The sequence below is a fragment of the Bacillus sp. AP50 genome, from assembly GCF_040492675.1.
GTDB lineage: Bacteria > Bacillota > Bacilli > Bacillales > Bacillaceae_G > Bacillus_A > Bacillus_A cereus.
Map to the genome: position 1 here is coordinate 1 of NZ_JBEUTW010000420.1, position 19,390 is coordinate 19,390.

Here is a 19,390-nt window from a genome sequence, read left to right on the forward strand (position 1 = left end):
CTCTTACAGTCTTTTAAAAGAATGATATGTATTTGAAAAATAATATAAATTAAGACTAAACCTCACTCTTGTTTAAAAACTTTTCTATTTCTTTTACTAAATATTCCGCTCCCTCTATGCCAACTGTAATATTTCCATTTGCTAATGTAATATTCTGCCCTGAAACATCACCTGTGATTTGGCAAGCATTGTAAGGTTGATATTTTTGTAAAATGATTTTATCTGCTTCTACAAAAATTTCAAGCGGTGATTTGATTTGTATTCCCAATACATCGCGTAATTCTTTAGGGATAACAATTCGTCCTAATTCGTCTACTTTTCGAATAACTCCTGTTGCTTTCATATTTCTCCCCCCCTTACTCTCTATTAATTTTTTCACCTCGCTTTTTCCATTTTATCACTTTTTGACAATACTTGCCTCTTTTTAGAAAATTTTGTACTCGAGTTAAAAAAACACATTTAATGCATACGTAATCTCTCTTTCAATTGTTTTACATAACGGGATCTTATAAGTAAGAAGTATACAACTTGAATACCTATGAAAATACTTAATACAACTGTATTTTCTTTAAACAATGAGTACTCAAACATTTGCCCTAACGCCGTTAAGGCTACTGCTCCATGTAATGTTGCAACACCAATTGGAACGAAGAATAAAAGCGCCAATCGAATTGTAACTACCTTCGATAATTCCCTACTTGTCAATCCAACTTTACGAATCATTTCGAACAAACGAACATCATCCTCCAAATCGGAGAATAAACGGAAGTAAAGGAAACTTCCTGCGCAAACGAAAAATACTATACCAATAAAGAAACCTACAAATAAAATCGGTCCTGCAATTTGTAAACTTTGGTTTTGCTCGTACTCTTCCGCACTAAACGTTGAATATTCTTGATACGGTTTAATTTGATGCGTAAGCTCTTTACCAATTTCAATCTCATCTTTCGTTCTTTCAGTTTTATACATATAATCTTTTGTCTCTATAAACCCATCTTGTAATGAATCATATTGATTATTAGAGATTACATAAACATTTCCTCTTAATATTTTCCCCAATGAAGATGAAGTAACTTTTTTCACTTTTAAATTTTCATTCATATTAGGTAAAGTAATTTCTTTTCTTTCTTTCATCGTTGGCCCTGGTATATTAGCTGACAAAAATACAACTTCTTTATTTGCTACAGTATTAAATGGTTCTCCTGTTAACTTTGCATATTTCTTATAGTCTGATTCTTTTATAAAAATGGCGCTTCTTAACGACTGTTCCTCCGTTTTCTTTGTCGAAATATTAGTTTTTGAAGCTGCTATACTATGTTTCTTTAATCCTTTGTCAATCATTTGTATATGCTGTGATTCGTTACTATTCCCTTGCTTAGAATGGTAATGAAACGAAATCGGTCTCTCCATTATCCCTTTCGTCATGGATGCGAAGCCAACTAATGTCCCTATTGCGGAAAATGCTACAGTAGAAATAATGGTTACAATAAAGAACATTCTTGCGTTATCTCTCATGCGATACGCTAAATCTGATAACGTAATAATATTAGTCTGTGTCCAATAAAAACGTTTACTTTTTTTACATAATCGAATAATAAAGACACTCAGCTGCTTGTACAACAAATACGTCCCAATAATAACTACCGTTGTAACAGGAATCATCATAATAAATACCATTGCTCCATGTGATAGAAGAGCTCCTACATAGCCAGCACTAAGCAATACTACTGCTAATATGGAAGAAATGATTGATGCTTTCGGTTCAGGTTTCGCCTCTGCCGATCCTCTAAACAACTTCATAATCTTATTTTTACGAATCATTCCTGCACTAAACAATGATATGATCATAAATAAAATAAAAAACATAATACTCGTTACAACAATTGCTTTCATCGGTATGTAATAGGATAAGGAGATATCTAGTTTCAATATCATCGGAGCGACAAATAGTAATACCCCTGAAAATAACATACCTGAAAGAATACCAAAAATAATTGCCCCTATTCCAATCATAATATTTTCAAAAAAGATTAGACGCTTTAATTGATATTTCGTCATACCTAACATCATTAAAATCCCTAGTTCACGCTTTCTCGTTTTTAAAAACATTCCCATCGAATATAAAATAAAGAAGAATGTAAATAAGTAAATAATAGACTGTGCAAAAGACATACTTACGAATACGTACTGACCTAATTCTCCTGCACTTAATGCCGGATGAAACGCAAAAAATGAATACACAAAAAAGGCCATAATTGCAAATGCACTACTCAAAAAATAGGCTGAGTATGTCCGTCTATTTCGGGTTACATTCCGATATGCTAGTTCTCTAATGTTCATATTACTTCTCCGCCCTTCTACTATATATGTTTTTATATTAGTAAAGTGCGGAAATACCTTCCATCGATTCAAATGACAAAAACCTTACATTTTTGAAAGTTTTAAAAAAATTGCTTATACGTAGTACTTTATTTATAATGACTACATTCATATTCATACACACATCCTATTGTATATTCGTTAATTTTGCGAAATAATAAAGGATAGAAGTATGTACCATTATACATATAAACTTAATTACCGCTTTAATATGAATAGGAGGAAACATAATGACATTACAAGAACAGATTATGAAAGCATTACATGTTCAGCCTGTAATTGATCCAAAAGTTGAAATTCGTAAACGAGTTGATTTCTTAAAGGATTATGTAAAAAAAACAGGTGCAAAAGGATTTGTACTTGGTATTAGCGGCGGACAAGACTCTACATTAGCAGGACGCTTAGCACAACTTGCAGTTGAAGAAATTCGTAACGAAGGTGGTAATGCAACGTTTATCGCCGTGCGTCTTCCTTATAAAGTACAAAAAGATGAAGATGATGCACAATTAGCATTACAATTCATTCAAGCAGATCAATCTGTTGCATTTGATATTGCTTCAACTGTTGATGCTTTTTCAAATCAATATGAAAACTTATTGGGTGAATCATTAACAGATTTCAATAAAGGTAACGTGAAAGCACGTATCCGTATGGTTACTCAATATGCAATTGGTGGACAAAAAGGGCTACTTGTTATCGGAACAGATCACGCTGCAGAAGCTGTAACAGGGTTCTTTACAAAATTCGGAGATGGTGGTGCAGATTTATTACCATTAACGGGATTAACGAAGCGCCAAGGACGTGCATTATTACAAGAGTTAGGTGCAGACGAGCGACTTTACTTAAAAATGCCAACAGCTGATTTATTAGATGAAAAACCAGGTCAAGCTGATGAAACAGAGTTAGGTATTACTTATGATCAATTAGATGATTATTTAGAAGGTAAAGCAGTTCCAGCTGACGTTGCAGAGAAAATTGAAAAACGTTACACAGTGAGTGAGCATAAAAGACAAGTACCAGCGTCAATGTTTGATGATTGGTGGAAATAAATTAAACATAAAAAAGAAGCTAATCTTCATTTAGCTTCTTTTTTATATGTTAACGATATACCCCTACTCTTTTCTCCAATAAATCTTGCAGGCAATCTTCATGTTGTTTACAAAATAACGGTGGCATGTCGTCTAACGGGAAAAACTTCAAATCCAGCGTTTCATCACCATCTACTTTTTTGTCACCTCCAACTATTGAGAATGAAAAGAACATCACAATTGACTGAGCCTTGTCTCCATTTGGATATGATTGAAAATATTTTGTATACACTCCAATAAGCTCATTTATTTCTACATCATACCCGGTTTCTTCTTTTATTTCTCGGATTGCAGTTTCCGCAGCTGATTCTCCTATCTCCATTGCACCACCTGGAAATCCCCAAGCGTTAAAGTCTCCTCTTTTTTGCAGTAATACTTCTCCTTCTTTATTAAATACACAACCACCGGCAAAGTTTAAGAAAACATAATCATGTCCTACTTTTTCACGTAATTCTTTTATATAATTGGCCATTCTCTTTCCCCTTTTCATACCTCTTCTATCGCTATTTCTTATCTTTTTCAAGCAATTCAATGATTCGATCTAGCTTCTGGTTCATATTAATCACGTGGTGTTTCTTTGCAGCACTGCTTTGTAATACTCTTCTAATAAACAAAGTAAATGATATGAAAAACAAAACGATAAGTCCGATTACTAAACAAGTATATATCAATGTAAAAATATTACTTTCGAACAAGTTCATTCAGCATTCACATCCTCTCCTTTTTATTTTATCACATAATTCCCAAAATTTTAAAGTGATCGATAAATATAAAAAGAGCATCTTTTACAGATGCTCTTTCTCATTGCTTAATACGTAAATGTAATTGTCGCTAATGAATAACCCGCCAATGCACTGTAAGGCGCTACTTGATAAGACACACGCTTTGCACCTTTTGGCCAATTTATTTCATTTAATACTTTCTTTATATCTTGCATCGTCCCATCCATGGACTGCTTATATCGTACTTCTACTTTTTCTGGTTTGGCTGCAAACTTTTGCTGCAACTTTTGCTTAAATTCATTATAATTTTCTGCTCCGTATTCTGCAGATAAGTATTGTAAATTTGTTTCTTTTAACATCTGCTCATATACGACAGTTTTTGAGCTACCAGCTTTTATTTTATTTGTTAATTCACCAAAATAACTTGTAGTTGCCGCTGGATATTTGCTACGATCCCATTCATGATCTTTACTTAACTGTTCGTCAGACATATTAAAATATGAGTAAGTTGCACGCCCTGCTTTATCTGGTACTGGATCATCAAATGTAGTATCTAGGTGATACCATTTGTTTTCAATGTTCACTAAATTCCACGCGTGAGCTTGTCCGTTTCCTGTGCCTGTTACAATATGATTTTGAATACCTGCCTCTTTTAACAACTCATACGTCAATAATGTATATCCTTGGCAAACGGCAGAACGATTCGCTAATGCTTCATATGCTGTATACGCTTGATAAGACGTATCATAAGACACATGCTTAACAACGTAATCGTGAATAGCTTTTACTTTCTCATGCTCATCCATCCCTGGTTTTACAATTGATCCAACAATTGATTTCGCCTGAGCTTTTACATATTGAGTTTGTTCTTTTGATTCACGGTATTTTACTTGCAGTGTAAACGTATAGTCCCCTGGCATTCCTTTAATGGAATATCTAGTAGACGCTACATTATATTTTACATACTCATCAGCATCTACAATTTTATTAAACTCACCATACAATTGATCCATAATATTTCTAGCATTTCTATCTTTTGTTTTATATGTGATTGTAATATTTTCTTCTCGATTATCAATCTGTTTTTTTAATTCTTTTCTGAAATCATCTAATAACTTTACATCTGATTGTGCTGTCACTGTAGTCGGATTTGTAGCTGCATAAGATACAGATGACGCTTGTAAGCCTCCCATTACTATAGTTGAACAAAGTGCGGCAGCTGTCACATACTTACTTGTCTTTCCCATCTTGTCACTCCTTATATTCTATAACTATACGAAAAAGTATCGTATAGTTTCAGAGTATACAATACTTTTTCGTATAGGTCATATGAGATTATGCATATTAACTAATTCACATAAAAAGGTTGTTCTTTTAAAAAGAACAACCTTTTTTCATTAGCATGTTTGTAATACGCAGCATGTATTTTCAAAACGTTGATTTTTCAAATCTTCATTACTAATACAGAAATATAGCATCCCTAGTTCTCCCCAAACCATATTACAATTTTTATGATCTGAATCAATTTGGAATAAAAGAGTCATTTGCTGCGGGTCTACTCCCATATATTCTCCCGTCTCATATAACACTTCTTCTTGTACAGAGAATGGCTCACCAAACATTTGATGGTTATCGTAGTTATCCGGAATTAGCTCTTCAAGTAATTGCAAGAAACGATCTGAATCAGCCTCATCTTCAATGAAAAGTTCTGGTAATTTGTATGTCAGTTCAAAAGTAATTGCACACTGGTTATATTTCGCTTGTACTTCATTTCCTCTTCGTAATTGCTCTACAGGAACATCATAATAAAGTACACGCCCACCCTCTGTTAGCTTCACATTTTCTTCAAAATAATTTTCAATGCAAAAGAAATACAGCATCCCCGTCTTAGGAAGATTGTGATCCATACCAACGTTTTGTAAATCACTTAAGTTAAATTGCGCGATAAATTGTAGTGGATTTCCTTTATGCTTTGGATATTCAAATAAAGCTGGTAAATCAGGAACTCCTCCCATTTTCGAACTACCTATCGCAACAGTTTCCTGCTGCTTTGGCACAACTTTTATACAAGGAAATACAGTATTAATAAGTTCCTCTTTCAAGTGTGTTAGTTCATATTTATCAATTAATACTTCAATTTTTTTATTCATAAATTCTCCTTACATTTACATACTTATTTATATCATAGTACAAAGATTATACTTCATTCTTTACAAAATCAACAAGCCTCCAAAAACGGGCTTATCCTTCGTACGCGAACAAGTTTAAAAAAGCATACTATACATTGTTCCTACAAACACGATAGTTCTTTAGTTCTTCCAGTACATTTTCCCCTCGTTCATTTTTATTTTTAATATAAGGAGGAATTCCACATGGGTTACGGATATAGTTGCGGCGGTTACGGTTACGGCGGTAGCTGTGGTGGTTGTGGTTACGGAGGTTTCGCTTTATTAATCGTTTTATTCATCCTTCTAATCATCATCGGAGCTAGCTGTTGGGGCGGCTTTGTAGGCTGCTAGTAAACTTAAAAACCATTGTAAAAAAGCACGTACAATACGTGCTTTTTTGCCATTTCCAAATCTTTTATTTGAAAGGAAGTATGTTTAATGAAGATTGATGGTGTTTTTGAAGGAGGCGGTGTGCGCGGTATTGCGCATGTTGGGGCAATTTGCGCGTTAGCCGAAAAAGGTTATGAATGGGAACGTGTAGCTGGAACATCAGCTGGTGCAATTATCGCGGCACTTTTAGCTGCAGGATATTCTTGTTCAGAGCTAAAAACCATTATAACTGATATCGATTATAACAAATTTACGAAGAAAACCTTTATTGACAAAATCCCCTTTATCGGAAAAGGACTAAGTGCATGGACTACTCTAGGTATATACTCTAATGTATTTATAGAAGAATGGATTGAAGAATTACTTCGAAAAAAAGGTGTTCATTTATTTACTGATTTACCGGATCTAAACAAACTCAAAATCATCGCTTCTGATATTAGTAATGGTAAAATGGTTGTCTTTCCTGACGACTTACCAAACTATGGATTTTTAAATTATCGCTTCTCTATCGCTAAAGCGGTAAGAATGAGTAGTACAATCCCCTTCTTCTTTGAACCCGTAAAATGGAGAACTCCAAAATGGAAGCAGCCTTGTTATATGGTTGACGGAGGAATTCTAAGTAATTATCCAATTTGGATCTTCGATTCACCTACCGCTCCTCGCTGGCCGACTTTCGGATTTCATTTTGTAAAAGATGAGATTCAAGCTGACCCTGCTCACTATAACGAGCCTATTTCTATGTTCAAAGGACTATTTAAAACAATGATGCAAGCTCATGATTTACGTCATTTAGATAAGGAATCAAAAGCAAGAACGATTACAATTCCAACAGGAACGATTACAAGTACTAATTTTGAACTGACGAAGGAAGAAAAAGACTGGCTTTACAATTCTGGTTATAACTCTGCTAATAAATTTTTACAAGCTTGGAACTTTAGGCAATATATTGATGAGTATAGAAAAGGAAATCAAGACCGAAAGACAAATCGATTTTTTCGTCAACTTGACTCATAATATTATTACTTTGCGTATAAATACGAGAACGTTTAACAACTTAATAGTAAATAAGCCTAGTAAATTCTTATATTACTAGACTTATTTACTTCCTATATAATCTCATACATTGTTTAAGGATACGTTAAGCCTTCGGCTTCTTCTGCAGTTATAACTATGTAACGATTTCCCGTTCTTAATCCTAACAGTTCTGCTTTTTCAATCGCCTCTTGCTTCGTCTCCGCATAAGCAGCTAAATATTTTTCTCCATTGATCATTTGGCAAATTATATATTGTTTCATTACTTTCTCCTCTTACTTTTTCATTAGTTGTGCAAGTTTTTTTATACCTATTTCAATTTCTTCTAACGTTGCGTATGAATACGATAGGCGCAAAAATTGATTTGCACTTCTATCATATAAAGTACCTGGGTTTAATAAAACCTTTTCTTGCAGAGCTTTATCAAATAAACTGCGATATGAAATGGGTACTTTTATATGTACCCATATATAAAACCCACCTGTTGGTTCATGCCAAGTTGCTATTTCACGAAGATATTTATCTAACATTAGTAACATAAAATCTCTTCGTTTTTTCAATTCACTTCTTACAAATCGCAAATGCTCATCATATAGACCATTTGTAAACCACTCTGCTGCAATTTGCTGGGATATAGTGCTTGAACCATAATCTGTTTGCATCTTTATGTCTGACAATCTTTGAATTACTGGCTCGGGTCCAACAATCCATCCAATTCTTAAACCTGGACTAATTACTTTGGACATGCTTCCAATATGTAGTACGATTCCATTTTTATCATAGGCTTTTAAAGGTTTCGAACTAGGTGCATCAAACCATAAGTCTTGATACACTGCGTCCTCTATAATAGGTAATCCAATTTCATTACATATTTCCATCACTTCTATTCGTTTCTTCGCATTCATACTAAAGTTCGTTGGATTATGAAAAGACGGGATTGTATATAAAATAGAGGCATTAAATTGCTTCTTATATTTCTTAATATATGATGTATGTAACCCGCTTTCATCCATTGGGATTCCAATTAAACGTACTCCTGCTGATTGAAAAACATTAAGCGAATATAAATAGGATGGTTTCTCTAATAAGATTGATGCCCCTTTCGAAAGAAGCCCCATAGAAATAAGTTGCAGCGCTTGAATTGCTCCTGAAACAATTAATATAGAGTCAGGAGATACATATACGCCATGCTCCTTTAAGTATTCGGAAATCTTTTCCCTTAAATAAAGATTTCCTTTCGGCTCTTCATACCCAAGCGTCACATTTGACTTTAAAAGGTTATTCATAATTTCTTTCATCTTTTTCTCAGGTAAGAGACTCGGCGCGAGCTCACCTGTTCCTAACCGAATTACATGTGGGTAAAATTCAGCTTGATTAATCTCTTGAATAGCTGGGAGATTCGGATAATGAAGTCCTGTTTCTACATAAGACTGCCAATTAGGCGGGGGTGCGTAAGTTGAAACATTCTCATTATTATTTACAACAATTGTTCCTTTCCTGCCATTCCCTTCAATATATCCCTTCGCAACTAGTTCATCGAAAGCCATTACAATTGTGCTTCGATTCACACCAAATGTATGGGCCAAATCTCTTTGTGAAGGTAATTTCGTTCCAACGGTCCATTCTCCATTAACGATCCTTTCTTTTATATACGTTTCTATTTGTTTATACAGCGGCGTCGCTAGAGACATATCCGGTTTCCAAACGAATCTTTCCATCATATCACCTTATATTCTTTTTGGTTGGTAACCTCCCCAACCATATGGATGGATACAAATTTTCATTTCTTCTATACAATATACACTATCATAATGAATTAAAATAGGAGGTAATATGATGAGTGAAGCAATTATTCATGGTATCATTCTTGCATTTGGACTTATCATTCCATTAGGTGTACAAAATGTTTTTGTCTTTAACCAAGGTGCGAGCCAACCAAACATTTGGAGGGCAGCCCCTGTAGTATTAACTGCCTCTATATGTGATACGTTACTCATATTGATTGCAGTGCAAGGTGTCTCCCTTGTACTCCTTACTTTTTCTTGGCTAACTAACTCATTATATATAATTGGATTTTTCTTTCTCCTATACATGGGCTTTGTTATTTGGAGAAGTAGCCCTTCCAACGATGTAACACAAGAAAAAAGTATGCCCTTAAAAAAGCAAATCCTTTTCGCAGCATCAGTTTCGTTATTAAATCCACATGCTATTTTAGACACAATCGGTGTAATTGGAACAAATTCTATTCAATACATAGGAAGTGAAAAATGGGCTTTCACACTTGCAACTATTATCGTTTCTTGGATTTGGTTTATAAGCTTAGCTTTAGCGGGGAAATTTCTAAAAAGACTAGACTCAACCGGAAAGACAATTTTATTATTAAATAAATTTTCTGGTCTCATCATATGGGGTGTCGCACTTTATATGTTAAAACAAGTTATTTATTCTTAATGAACGAAAGAGAATTGCATGTTACTCAAAACATCATGCAATTCTCTTACAAATTATGAAGTAGGTTCCGGTTTCTGTTTTACCGCCTTTGCATCCTTTGCTGGTTTAATCCAAATGATTGCTATGACAGCACCAATGGCAGCGAAAATACTAGTCAAATAAAACACTTCATGGTCCGCCCCTTTCATGAAAAAAGAATATAAAGGTGGTCCAGCTGCTACACCGATAAATCGCATTGAACTGTAAAATGACGTAACTGTTCCCCTTTGCTCCTTTTCAATTCCTTGTGTAATGAGGGCATCTAAACATGGGAGTGCCATACCAATCCCTATCCCCATAATAACGAGACAAAGAAGTAGTAAATAAATCCCTTTTATAAATAAAGGAATGATGACTGATGCAGCTGCCATTAAAAAACCAATATAGATACACTTCTTCATAACATTTTGATTATCTCCAATTTTTTTACCGGCCATATATGAACTAAGTGACAGTACAAGTAACGGGATAGCAAGCACACACCCTTTCCATATACCATGAATGTCATACTTTGATTCCAGTATAGTCGACAAATAAAAGAGAATTCCGAATAAAATAAGCATAATAATTGCACCTAATGCAAAAATGGCAATTAACCATCTTCCTTTTTCTCGAAACGTAGACAGAATAGATTTTATAAACTCTTTAAGTGGTGGTACTTCTCCTTCTTGTTTCTTTGCCTTTACTAGAACAAGTAATAAAACAATTGATACTACGCATAAAATTGGAATCGCCCAAAATGGTAAGAACCATACAACGGCAGCAAGAGCAGACCCTAAAATAGGGCTCAGCACTTTCCCAAATGTATTGGATGTTTCTATGATTCCTAAACCTGTACTAACTTGTTTTTCGTCTTTGTATAAATCACCAACACACGGTATAACAACTGGCATTGCACCAGCAGCACCAATACCTTGAATCGCTCTACCAATCAATATCCAATTGTAGGGATTATCAACTTTCCAAGATACCCAACCAGTTATCGCTCCTCCTATAGCTGCAATCAGCAAACTCGGAACCATTACCATCTTTCGTCCCCATCTATCTGATAAATAACCAGCAATCGGTATAAGTAGAATGGCTACGATAGAGTAAATTGTAATAATCATGGATACTTGAAACGATGAAATATGTAATTTCTTTTCAATAGTCGGCAGAATTGGGATGAGCATTGAATTCCCTAATGTCATAACAAGTGGAACTGATGCAAGCGCAATTAAACAACAGTTTTCTTTTTTTAACATGTTGGCTTCGAAACCTTTCATCATATATTTCTTACCATATAATAGCCCCGCTGGAACGTAACTTTTCATTCCACCAGGGCTATTACATCTTTACTACTTCCCATTCACAACAAAAGAAATTGGGGAAATTATAGTATTATTCCTATTCTTTGAATCCAGTTCACAATATATCCATACCAATTAATTGAAAAAAAAAGAAAGGAAGAATCCTTCCTTTCTCCTATAACCTTCTACAATTAGCGAGTATATCCGCCACCAAGTTGTTGTTCTGCCATCGCTACAAGGCGTTTTGTAATTTCACCGCCTACAGAACCGTTTGCACGTGAAGAAGTATCAGCGCCAAGTTGTACACCAAACTCTTGTGCAATTTCATATTTCATTTGATCTAAAGCTGCTTGTGCTCCATGTGATGCTAATTGATTAGAATTACGATTTCTAGCCATTACCAATCACCTCCTTATTTATATATAAATTGTGTTAAATTCAAATTAAAATACATGGAAATTTTTGGTTATTTTTTACCATAAAAAAAGAGCCTCTAAAACGAGACTCTCACATCATTTCACATTACGAAGTTACTACTTCTAATTTTCTATTTATTAATACTTTCATTTCTTCTTTTAATATCTCTTTTGCATTATGTCCAAACCATTCTAAGGAAGCAAAAAGATCCGTACCTCTCACTTCCTGAATAATCTCATCATAATTTACAATACCTTCAAATAACGGAACCATACCAATACGACTTCCTGCTGCAGCATATACATTATTAGGTTCAAACACATGCAAATAATCCGCTGAAGATATATTCTTAAAATGGTAATGTAGTGTCCACGGCTTTAATCGATGGAAACTGTCTATTGGATCTGCGCCAGACTCCCATATATGAAGAAAATCAAGATTTATTTTTAAATTCGGATGATTTACTTCTTCTAATAGTTCTATAGTAGAAGGCAATGTGTCTGTTAGTGTATTGGGATGTGTTTCTAACAGCACATACATATTGTGCTGAGCAAACACATCACAAATCTTACGTATTCGCTTCACATACTCTTTTCTCTCTTGTTCCGAGAAGTCCTTGCTCCCTTTTTGCCCAGCAAACGTGCGAATTTTATTCGTATTAAACCAATTAGCTAGTACTACAAGTTGTTCACTTTTCTCTATCGTTTTTTCAAAATCTGCTGATAATGATATATCTAAGTAATCACTTATCATCGTAATTTCTAAGTTTTTATCCTTTAGAAAAGTCAATTCTCGTTCTGTCGTTTCGCGTTCTTGTATATACAAATTTTGTGCATGAGTCCCCCACAATTCAATTCCTTCAAAACCGTTTTCATATGCAAATTGAACAATATCAGTAAATGAAATTAATTGATGACGAAATGAAATGGTACATAGCGAATATTTCATAGCATTAAACTCCCCTATCTTAAATTCAGTTAGCTTATTAAAAAGTTGCGACAGACTGATTTGTTTTCATACCTTTCCATGATAGAAACTGTCTCTCTAATTCCTTCTTAATTTGCAGTTCAATTGCATTCATTTCATCCAGTTTTTCAATAATCGATACTAGCATACCTTTATTATTCGTCATTGCCATTTTAATTGCACGATACTGTACATTTGTAAATCCTTGTACAATATCCTCTACCCGATCACACCAATAATCAAATTCTTGCTCCGAATATTGCAACGTTTCACGGAAGTATGCAAAGGCATGCTCATAACTATATTTACGAATTGCAAGTACTGGTATTTGTTTTACTGCTGCTACAAGTCCAGAAAGCGCATATCCTTCTTCCTCATTTGCCATTTTTACAATTAAATTTTTCAGCTCCATAGTCAGTTCATTGTCGTTCTTTTTGAATGTTTCTGTGAAATAACTAGCTACTGTTTCTTGCGTCGGCTCCCCAATTCCTTCTATATCAATGAAATACCCTCCACCAAATGGGTTATCTTGAATAGAGTGAAGTACTTTTTCTCTTTCCATATTTCCTTCCCAACGAAAATCAGGATCTAGCATGAACCACTCTTCTTCTTTCTCTGTTTTTGATATCATTAAATAATGTGGAAACGGTTTTTGATGAAATTTATTTTCCCTCTCTGGTAATAGAGACATATCAACCATTACAATGACATAACGATTTTCCGGCTTGTTTTCTACTAATTCTAAAAACGTTTCTACATTGCTATCTTTATCTTGTGCATGATCATACCATTCGTTTACTTTAATACCGTACAATTTTTCAAACCAAAGTAAATAATGATCATGGTTAATGTTTTCAGAGTGATATGAAATAATCCCGCCTTCTGTTATATCAAAATCTCCATCCCATAGTCCAAAATAAAATGGACGAAAATCAATGTCGCTACGCCTTTTTATAATTTCACAAAAACAACTCACTAAACAGTGCACTTTAATTGAAGTCATACTCTCATCCACTTTCCTAAAGGTTAGTTATTCACATTTACTTCTTGTAACTCCTCCATAAAATCAAGCAAAGATCCTACAGTAAGAAATGCCTTTGGATCTACCTCATCCTCTGGAACGCATAGCTTTACATCCATTTCTATGTATACAATAAGCTGTAACATCATTACCGAATCTATATATAAATCTTGATTTAAGCGCATCGTTTCTTCTAAATGCGTTACATTTTTCAGTTCCATTTTTTCTATCATAATTTTTAACACGGCATTCTTTAACGCTTCCCGTCTCATGTTGTAACCTCTCCCATCTCTAGTAACTTTCTACTTACTTTTCCAGTTTTATTTTTAGGAATTTCATTTACACTTTCAATTTCATGCGGAACTTTATAAGAAGGTAAGTGCTGAATACACCATTCTCTTATTTGTACTGGATCAACATGAGAAATCACTTTCGCTTTAACTATTTCGCCCATGACAGGATGTTTCCCTCGATATACAATTGCCTCTTCAACACCTTCCAATCGAAGCATCGTTTCTTCTACCTCTATAGGAAAGACTTTTAATCCCGAAACATTAATTACATCGTCCATACGCCCCATAAAATGAATGCCACGCTCAGATTTATACCCTAAATCTTTCGTGAAGATTTCCTTATCATTCATTTTCACGACGATTTCTTCCGGTGCTTTTTCATCTGAACCTATGCTTATACTCACATGAGGTAGAGAGTTTCCTAAATCTAAATGGCTTTTCATATCATGACATATACTAATACAACCTGCTTCAGAACAACCGTATTGCTGCATCATATATGTTGTCATTTCTTTTAGTTTATAAAATAGTGCTTCTGGCAAAGGCGATCCTGATGTCATAATTTTATGAAACTGGAACGTTCCTAATGGAAAACTCCCCATAATGTGTAACATAAGTGGTACTGCATATATAATATGTTTTTCTGTATTGCGAACTATATTTAATGCGAATTTAGGATTTTTATTCGTAATGATTACAGGCTGGCTCCCCCTCTTAATTGCTGATAAAGTACCACATATTAGTCCGTATGAATGTGAAACAGGAGCCATAACGATTGGCACTTCATCTACTTCACAGTTTAAAGCTTCATTATAAGCGGTAATTTCCGTATCAACTTCCGTCCATGCTCTATGAATTAGTTTCGGTTCCCCTGTAGTTCCAGAACTATATTGCAATAAAGAAGGCTCTTCTAGTAAAAAGTTCCCTACTTCTAATTTTGTAAAATCGCCATATTCTCCATATAAAATTCCTACACAATTTGCACGCTTTGCCATTTCAATAGCTGTTTCTTTTGGTGTATCTTCATGTATAAGTAATACTGATGATTTCTTTTCTTTTAAGAAAAACACAATCGTAATAATATCGAATGGATCTTTCAGACAAAGTGCAAATCTATTCCCTTCTGCTTCTTTAAATTGTTCCATTTCCTCATAAACTTGTAATCTCAATTCAAAATCACTTTTGCTATACTCTTGTTTATTAACGATTAGCATAATTTCCCCCTGTAACAACTGATTTTTGTTTCATAAGTTTTCTTACTCTATACAATGGATTTGGAACTTCATGAACAAGCGATTCCAGATCCATATATAATCGACGTTTCGTTAATTGTTCAGCATAGAATGTAGGTGCATATAATTGAATATTTTCAAATCTACCTTTCAAATGTGGATATATTCTTAAATGATCTTCAATTTCTTCAACAACCATCATCCAAAAATGTTCTTCTTTCAATCCATATTCATCCGCAAGTACGAATGCTAATTCTCCTAAATTAAACAGGAATAGTGCATCTAACACCATCTCTTGCAAACATTCGATGCGATCCATTTCAAAGAAATCATTCATTTTTCCATTCGCATATGTTTTATGCATTTTAGTAAAGTCGGGACATTTGTCAACTTCTCTCAAATATGGACGATAAAACTCAAGCCCTTCATGAAAATCCTTTAACGCAATACGAACAGGCACCCCTTCTTTATGGACTAGAATCATATTTTGTCCATGTGATTCCAGTGCGATACCATGCTCTACAACAAGATGTATAACTGGTATTATCGCTTTTTGAATAAGTAATTGTAGCCAATCCTTCATTCCATATTTGTTCAACCACGCATCAATAATTGGTGTACCATCTTTCTCTTTAGCGTATAAACCATTAAAAGGAATTGCATCCTCTTTTGCATCTAAATACTTATGAATGCTTTCGCGCCAAATACATCCTAATGAACCATATATAGCTTTCTTATTCGTGTCATACGTTACACTTGAAAACTCACTTAACAAGATTAAACGTGCTTCATCCATTAAATAGGCGTCATTACTTACAACATCATTTAACCAATTTGATATTGCTGGTGCACTCACAACAGAGTATGGCTTCAGTGTACGGAGTGTTGAAGTGTTGAGTAAATTCATCGATAATTTAACGTACGGTTTCTTTGGACTCGTAATATTTCTTAACGTTCTCATTGACTGTTGCGCGCAATAATCGTCCTCTGATGTTCCTAAATAAATAATAAAATTACCCTGTATATGATCCGCATAATTTGAAATGATGAAATTCTCCCACTGCCATGGGTGAACAGGTATAAACACGTACTTTTTTGGATTACATCCCTTATTACGAATTCGCTCCATAAACTCTTCTAATTTACGATCGCCAATCTCCTCTTTTAAAAGGTTGTTATACATCACTTCATTCTCATAACCTACAGCCGCATAATTCTTATGCGCTGCAATCCATATGAGTTTTATTGGCTGTATAAATTCATATCCATATTGAAAATTGTCACGATATCGAAATCCAACACGTGCTTTATAACTAGGATGATATGGATGGCCGTCTATTAAATGGCTTTCAAACTCATCGTAAGATTTTTGAGTATATTCTCTCTTATTATTTCTTTCATATTGTGCAATCGTGTCTTTAAATATTGTTTGTTCTAATTCGTGTATAAAAGAATCTAATTTAGCTTGTTCTACACTAGTAACCCGAAAAACTTCTTCTAGAAATTGCGAGACAGATTGTATTTCTTGCTGTTCATCTTGAACTCTTACTATTAATGAGTCTAACGAAATACGTCCAAATGTCATCCGTTCCCTGCCATAGCATTTGTACGTGACACTTTTGCCTTCTTCATCAAGTCCTTGTATTAGAAAAAGAAGTTGTTCTTCTTTTTCTATGCGAACCGGTGTAATAATCCCCTCATAAATTAACGATTCTACTAATTGACGTAGCACTCTTCTTCGTACTGAAATGTAATCTTCTGATTCGAGCGCCTTCAATACTTTCGTATGATACATGTCCACTCTCATAAAACCCTCCACCTTATGACAAAATACCATTATTTGTATTACGTGAAATTTTAACGTTATTTATGAACGAACAGCCACTTCTCTAACGAGTGGATTATGTACTTGCACATAAATAGCTTGCTCCAATGGATTACTTAACTCATCGACATCGAAAAATCTCGTTAGTAAATTTGCTTTACACGCCAACTTATCTTCGTCCAATAATTCTCTTAAAAATGTAGAAGGTTCCCGGTTATATGGAAGGAATGATTCAAGTACAGACCTTAATTCCGAGAGAAGAATTTCCTCCTTAATTAATCCTGCTGTGCCAAAACCATTAATGAGGCCAAACATATGATTGAAAATTAAGTAGTAACGAAATCTCTCATCCACAATATAGTCGTCATATAAATTTCCAGTACGTTCTCCAATACCAGCTAATTCATTATTAAGCATCTCTTTCATTGAATTACAGAAATAAAATCCTTGATTATCACGGAAATAATATTTGACCGGATAACCATCTTTTAGCTGAACAACGCTATTTTGCTGATGAGCTTCTAATGCAACACCATACTGTAAATACATCCATACCATTGGCTTTAAAGAAATATTCATATATCGTCTAAACCACTCTAAGCTTACTTCTTCACAGCTTTTACTTTCTAAATCTGCTAGGCGATGAATAATATTCGATAACCGCGTACGCTCCCCAGGTATAGCGTCTTGAACTAGCCCAGCAATTAATGTTGCGTCGTTTGCATGTTCACTATAAAAAGGATTCTCACGAATAATCACTTCAAATCCAGATTCTTGTGTTCCATAATTTAATGTAATAAAGGCCGGATCACAAATAAAATCAAATCCTGGAAATCTTTCTCGTACTTCACCAATAGCCGTATTTAACATTTCCTTCCCTTCAAGACCACTCTCAAGTTCTTTCAGTTTATTAATACGCATTGAATTCGTTACTTTCACCGGAAATGAAAACTTAAGCATATACTTCGAATTGGGATGATATAGCGTCCTTAGTGATGATGTTGCCATATAATACTTACCTACAGGACCAATATACTCAAGCAATTCTTGAATTATCCAATCTTGTACGTAAGCTTGATGCAAGAGCCATTCTGCCTGAAGCGGATGAATTGGAATTAATGCATATTGATCTTCCTTACAGTACTTCGCTATAAATTCCTTACTAACCATCTCATCATTACTTAATTCTTCTTTTATAATCGTTGTTGTAGAATCTGATAATAATGATTTTTCATTTACTATACTTTTATGTGCCCGAAAATAATGAAGCTGACATTCCCCTTTTAATTCTGGAGAATACATTGCACTTTTCCAATCCAATATTCCCTGTCTACTCTTTGGTGTAGGATGAGTTAAATGCCCAAATAATAAAGACTGCTCCGCTTCTATAAAAGTTGTATGGAAACCGTATAATGCGGATGTATCTTCTATTCTCTCTTTTGTAAATTCCTCAATATTTTGACAACTACGGATAACTCGAAGCATAAGTTCCGCAGGATTCGTTCCTTCTCCGTAGTTGATCGACATCTCTTTTATTAAAAACGTAATAACTGTAACGTAATCTGCTGTAATAACGGAATTACTATCTCCAATTTGATAATAAAATTGTTCTCCAAACAAATGGCGATCTGTTGATGATTTATATATAACTTCTCCATACAAAGTAACGTTCTGTGCCGATAGCCGACAACATAAATATGTGGGGACTGTATCTCTATTCAACGTATTACTGAAGATACTTTTCATTCTTTCATCCTCTGTAATCCATTCTCCACTCCCTGTTTCTCTTAAATAACAGTTTAAAAAGCTTTGTAATGTTGCATGTTCTGCGATTTGTTTCGCATGCTGCATGTTGGTCCTCCTCTTTATATTAAAGCTATCGAAATTTTATATAATAAACGATAATTGAATATCGTTATCAATTCTGATTCTAATTGATAATGATATTCAATTCAAGAGTATATTTCAGAATTTTTTTATCAAATTAAATTTTTATTTTTTTCTTTCTTTTCTTTAATCTAGTTAAAAGTACACTAGAAAAATTCTTGCTTTCAAACTAATTACCTACTATTTTTTAT

20 protein-coding genes are annotated in these 19,390 nt (G+C 34.2%); 4 read left to right on the forward strand and 16 right to left on the reverse strand.

What is annotated here, in order from left to right; translation table 11 throughout:
- Positions 1-55: 55 nt before the first annotated feature.
- On the reverse strand, positions 56-343 hold the full coding sequence (locus tag ABWK52_RS23765; protein WP_000648325.1) for an AbrB/MazE/SpoVT family DNA-binding domain-containing protein: 288 nt from the start codon (positions 341-343) through the stop codon (positions 56-58).
- Positions 344-459: 116 nt separating this feature from the next.
- Complete coding sequence (locus ABWK52_RS23770) at positions 460-2,340, reverse strand: FtsX-like permease family protein (RefSeq protein WP_001026001.1); 1,881 nt, start codon at positions 2,338-2,340, stop codon at positions 460-462.
- Positions 2,341-2,609: 269 nt separating this feature from the next.
- Between ABWK52_RS23770 and nadE the strand changes: the two genes are divergently transcribed.
- Complete coding sequence (gene nadE, locus ABWK52_RS23775) at positions 2,610-3,428, forward strand: ammonia-dependent NAD(+) synthetase (protein ID WP_000174901.1); 819 nt, start codon at positions 2,610-2,612, stop codon at positions 3,426-3,428.
- 49 nt (positions 3,429-3,477) lie between these two features.
- Here the strand turns inward: nadE and ABWK52_RS23780 are convergent, their stop codons facing one another.
- From ABWK52_RS23780 to ABWK52_RS23795, 4 genes are all read right to left on the reverse strand, one after another.
- Positions 3,478-3,939 (reverse strand): NUDIX hydrolase, encoded by a 462-nt coding sequence (locus ABWK52_RS23780; protein ID WP_000024999.1) that lies wholly within the window; start codon positions 3,937-3,939, stop codon positions 3,478-3,480.
- A gap of 31 nt (positions 3,940-3,970) precedes the next feature.
- Positions 3,971-4,168 carry a DUF4083 domain-containing protein gene (locus tag ABWK52_RS23785; protein WP_001048102.1) on the reverse strand — a complete coding sequence of 66 codons (198 nt, stop codon included), beginning with the start codon at positions 4,166-4,168 and terminating at the stop codon, positions 3,971-3,973.
- A 107-nt stretch (positions 4,169-4,275) separates the two neighbouring features.
- A complete protein-coding gene (locus ABWK52_RS23790; RefSeq protein WP_000520857.1) occupies positions 4,276-5,436 on the reverse strand; it encodes a transglutaminase domain-containing protein in 1,161 nt (386 codons plus the stop codon).
- A 150-nt stretch (positions 5,437-5,586) separates the two neighbouring features.
- Positions 5,587-6,339, reverse strand: coding sequence for a YwqG family protein (locus tag ABWK52_RS23795; RefSeq protein ID WP_001034837.1), 753 nt, complete (start codon positions 6,337-6,339; stop codon positions 5,587-5,589).
- Between the two features lie 222 nt (positions 6,340-6,561).
- On the opposite strand from ABWK52_RS23795, the gene ABWK52_RS23800 reads away from it, so the two are divergent.
- Both ABWK52_RS23800 and ABWK52_RS23805 read left to right on the forward strand, forming a co-directional pair.
- Positions 6,562-6,708 (forward strand): YjcZ family sporulation protein, encoded by a 147-nt coding sequence (locus tag ABWK52_RS23800; protein ID WP_000540425.1) that lies wholly within the window; start codon positions 6,562-6,564, stop codon positions 6,706-6,708.
- A gap of 87 nt (positions 6,709-6,795) precedes the next feature.
- Positions 6,796-7,761: a patatin-like phospholipase family protein gene (locus ABWK52_RS23805; protein WP_000686789.1), complete on the forward strand. Its 966-nt coding sequence runs from the start codon at positions 6,796-6,798 to the stop codon at positions 7,759-7,761.
- A gap of 113 nt (positions 7,762-7,874) precedes the next feature.
- On the opposite strand, the gene ABWK52_RS23810 is transcribed toward ABWK52_RS23805, so the two are convergent.
- Both ABWK52_RS23810 and ABWK52_RS23815 read right to left on the reverse strand, forming a co-directional pair.
- A complete protein-coding gene (locus ABWK52_RS23810) occupies positions 7,875-8,042 on the reverse strand; it encodes a DUF3933 family protein (protein WP_098541494.1) in 168 nt (55 codons plus the stop codon).
- A 12-nt stretch (positions 8,043-8,054) separates the two neighbouring features.
- Complete coding sequence (locus tag ABWK52_RS23815) at positions 8,055-9,497, reverse strand: PLP-dependent aminotransferase family protein (RefSeq protein ID WP_000439399.1); 1,443 nt, start codon at positions 9,495-9,497, stop codon at positions 8,055-8,057.
- Positions 9,498-9,615: 118 nt separating this feature from the next.
- On the opposite strand from ABWK52_RS23815, the gene ABWK52_RS23820 reads away from it, so the two are divergent.
- A complete protein-coding gene (locus ABWK52_RS23820) occupies positions 9,616-10,230 on the forward strand; it encodes a LysE/ArgO family amino acid transporter (protein WP_001287305.1) in 615 nt (204 codons plus the stop codon).
- Between the two features lie 53 nt (positions 10,231-10,283).
- On the opposite strand, the gene ABWK52_RS23825 is transcribed toward ABWK52_RS23820, so the two are convergent.
- From ABWK52_RS23825 to ABWK52_RS23860, 8 genes are all read right to left on the reverse strand, one after another.
- Positions 10,284-11,513: an MFS transporter gene (locus ABWK52_RS23825; protein WP_033667350.1), complete on the reverse strand. Its 1,230-nt coding sequence runs from the start codon at positions 11,511-11,513 to the stop codon at positions 10,284-10,286.
- A 236-nt stretch (positions 11,514-11,749) separates the two neighbouring features.
- Positions 11,750-11,956 carry an alpha/beta-type small acid-soluble spore protein gene (locus tag ABWK52_RS23830; protein ID WP_000113545.1) on the reverse strand — a complete coding sequence of 69 codons (207 nt, stop codon included), beginning with the start codon at positions 11,954-11,956 and terminating at the stop codon, positions 11,750-11,752.
- A 124-nt stretch (positions 11,957-12,080) separates the two neighbouring features.
- Positions 12,081-12,923 carry a sugar phosphate isomerase/epimerase family protein gene (locus tag ABWK52_RS23835; RefSeq protein WP_000877670.1) on the reverse strand — a complete coding sequence of 281 codons (843 nt, stop codon included), beginning with the start codon at positions 12,921-12,923 and terminating at the stop codon, positions 12,081-12,083.
- Positions 12,924-12,960: 37 nt separating this feature from the next.
- Positions 12,961-13,944: a DUF6005 family protein gene (locus tag ABWK52_RS23840; protein ID WP_141524877.1), complete on the reverse strand. Its 984-nt coding sequence runs from the start codon at positions 13,942-13,944 to the stop codon at positions 12,961-12,963.
- Positions 13,945-13,967: 23 nt separating this feature from the next.
- Complete coding sequence (gene asbD, locus ABWK52_RS23845) at positions 13,968-14,234, reverse strand: petrobactin biosynthesis protein AsbD (RefSeq protein ID WP_086409199.1); 267 nt, start codon at positions 14,232-14,234, stop codon at positions 13,968-13,970.
- Complete coding sequence (locus tag ABWK52_RS23850; RefSeq protein WP_098022554.1) at positions 14,231-15,469, reverse strand: AMP-binding protein; 1,239 nt, start codon at positions 15,467-15,469, stop codon at positions 14,231-14,233. Before ABWK52_RS23850 ends, asbD begins: the two co-directional genes overlap by 4 nt.
- The gene (locus ABWK52_RS23855; RefSeq protein WP_141524876.1) at positions 15,456-17,294 is read right to left on the reverse strand and encodes an IucA/IucC family protein; all 1,839 of its coding nucleotides are present in this window, start codon (positions 17,292-17,294) and stop codon (positions 15,456-15,458) included. The genes ABWK52_RS23850 and ABWK52_RS23855 overlap by 14 nt, the downstream gene beginning before the upstream one ends.
- A 60-nt stretch (positions 17,295-17,354) precedes the next feature.
- Positions 17,355-19,163, reverse strand: a complete 1,809-nt coding sequence (locus ABWK52_RS23860) for an IucA/IucC family protein (protein ID WP_001163356.1) — start codon at positions 19,161-19,163, stop codon at positions 17,355-17,357.
- Positions 19,164-19,390 lie beyond the last annotated feature (227 nt).

Bases quoted from the DNA above. Each gene is read 5' to 3' on its own strand.
- ABWK52_RS23850 (WP_098022554.1), bottom strand. From the start codon at position 15,469: ATGCTAATCGTTAATAAACAAGAGTATAGCAAAAGTGATTTTGAATTG.
- ABWK52_RS23820 (WP_001287305.1), top strand. From the start codon at position 9,616: ATGAGTGAAGCAATTATTCATGGTATCATTCTTGCATTTGGACTTATC.
- ABWK52_RS23825 (WP_033667350.1), bottom strand. From the start codon at position 11,513: ATGTTAAAAAAAGAAAACTGTTGTTTAATTGCGCTTGCATCAGTTCCA.
- nadE (WP_000174901.1), top strand. From the start codon at position 2,610: ATGACATTACAAGAACAGATTATGAAAGCATTACATGTTCAGCCTGTA.
- ABWK52_RS23860 (WP_001163356.1), bottom strand. From the start codon at position 19,163: ATGCAGCATGCGAAACAAATCGCAGAACATGCAACATTACAAAGCTTT.
- ABWK52_RS23805 (WP_000686789.1), top strand. From the start codon at position 6,796: ATGAAGATTGATGGTGTTTTTGAAGGAGGCGGTGTGCGCGGTATTGCG.
- ABWK52_RS23810 (WP_098541494.1), bottom strand. From the start codon at position 8,042: ATGAAACAATATATAATTTGCCAAATGATCAATGGAGAAAAATATTTA.
- ABWK52_RS23770 (WP_001026001.1), bottom strand. From the start codon at position 2,340: ATGAACATTAGAGAACTAGCATATCGGAATGTAACCCGAAATAGACGG.
- asbD (WP_086409199.1), bottom strand. From the start codon at position 14,234: ATGAGACGGGAAGCGTTAAAGAATGCCGTGTTAAAAATTATGATAGAA.
- ABWK52_RS23855 (WP_141524876.1), bottom strand. From the start codon at position 17,294: ATGAGAGTGGACATGTATCATACGAAAGTATTGAAGGCGCTCGAATCA.
- ABWK52_RS23800 (WP_000540425.1), top strand. From the start codon at position 6,562: ATGGGTTACGGATATAGTTGCGGCGGTTACGGTTACGGCGGTAGCTGT.
- ABWK52_RS23835 (WP_000877670.1), bottom strand. From the start codon at position 12,923: ATGAAATATTCGCTATGTACCATTTCATTTCGTCATCAATTAATTTCA.
- ABWK52_RS23785 (WP_001048102.1), bottom strand. From the start codon at position 4,168: ATGAACTTGTTCGAAAGTAATATTTTTACATTGATATATACTTGTTTA.
- ABWK52_RS23790 (WP_000520857.1), bottom strand. From the start codon at position 5,436: ATGGGAAAGACAAGTAAGTATGTGACAGCTGCCGCACTTTGTTCAACT.
- ABWK52_RS23840 (WP_141524877.1), bottom strand. From the start codon at position 13,944: ATGACTTCAATTAAAGTGCACTGTTTAGTGAGTTGTTTTTGTGAAATT.
- ABWK52_RS23780 (WP_000024999.1), bottom strand. From the start codon at position 3,939: ATGGCCAATTATATAAAAGAATTACGTGAAAAAGTAGGACATGATTAT.
- ABWK52_RS23795 (WP_001034837.1), bottom strand. From the start codon at position 6,339: ATGAATAAAAAAATTGAAGTATTAATTGATAAATATGAACTAACACAC.
- ABWK52_RS23765 (WP_000648325.1), bottom strand. From the start codon at position 343: ATGAAAGCAACAGGAGTTATTCGAAAAGTAGACGAATTAGGACGAATT.
- ABWK52_RS23815 (WP_000439399.1), bottom strand. From the start codon at position 9,497: ATGGAAAGATTCGTTTGGAAACCGGATATGTCTCTAGCGACGCCGCTG.
- ABWK52_RS23830 (WP_000113545.1), bottom strand. From the start codon at position 11,956: ATGGCTAGAAATCGTAATTCTAATCAATTAGCATCACATGGAGCACAA.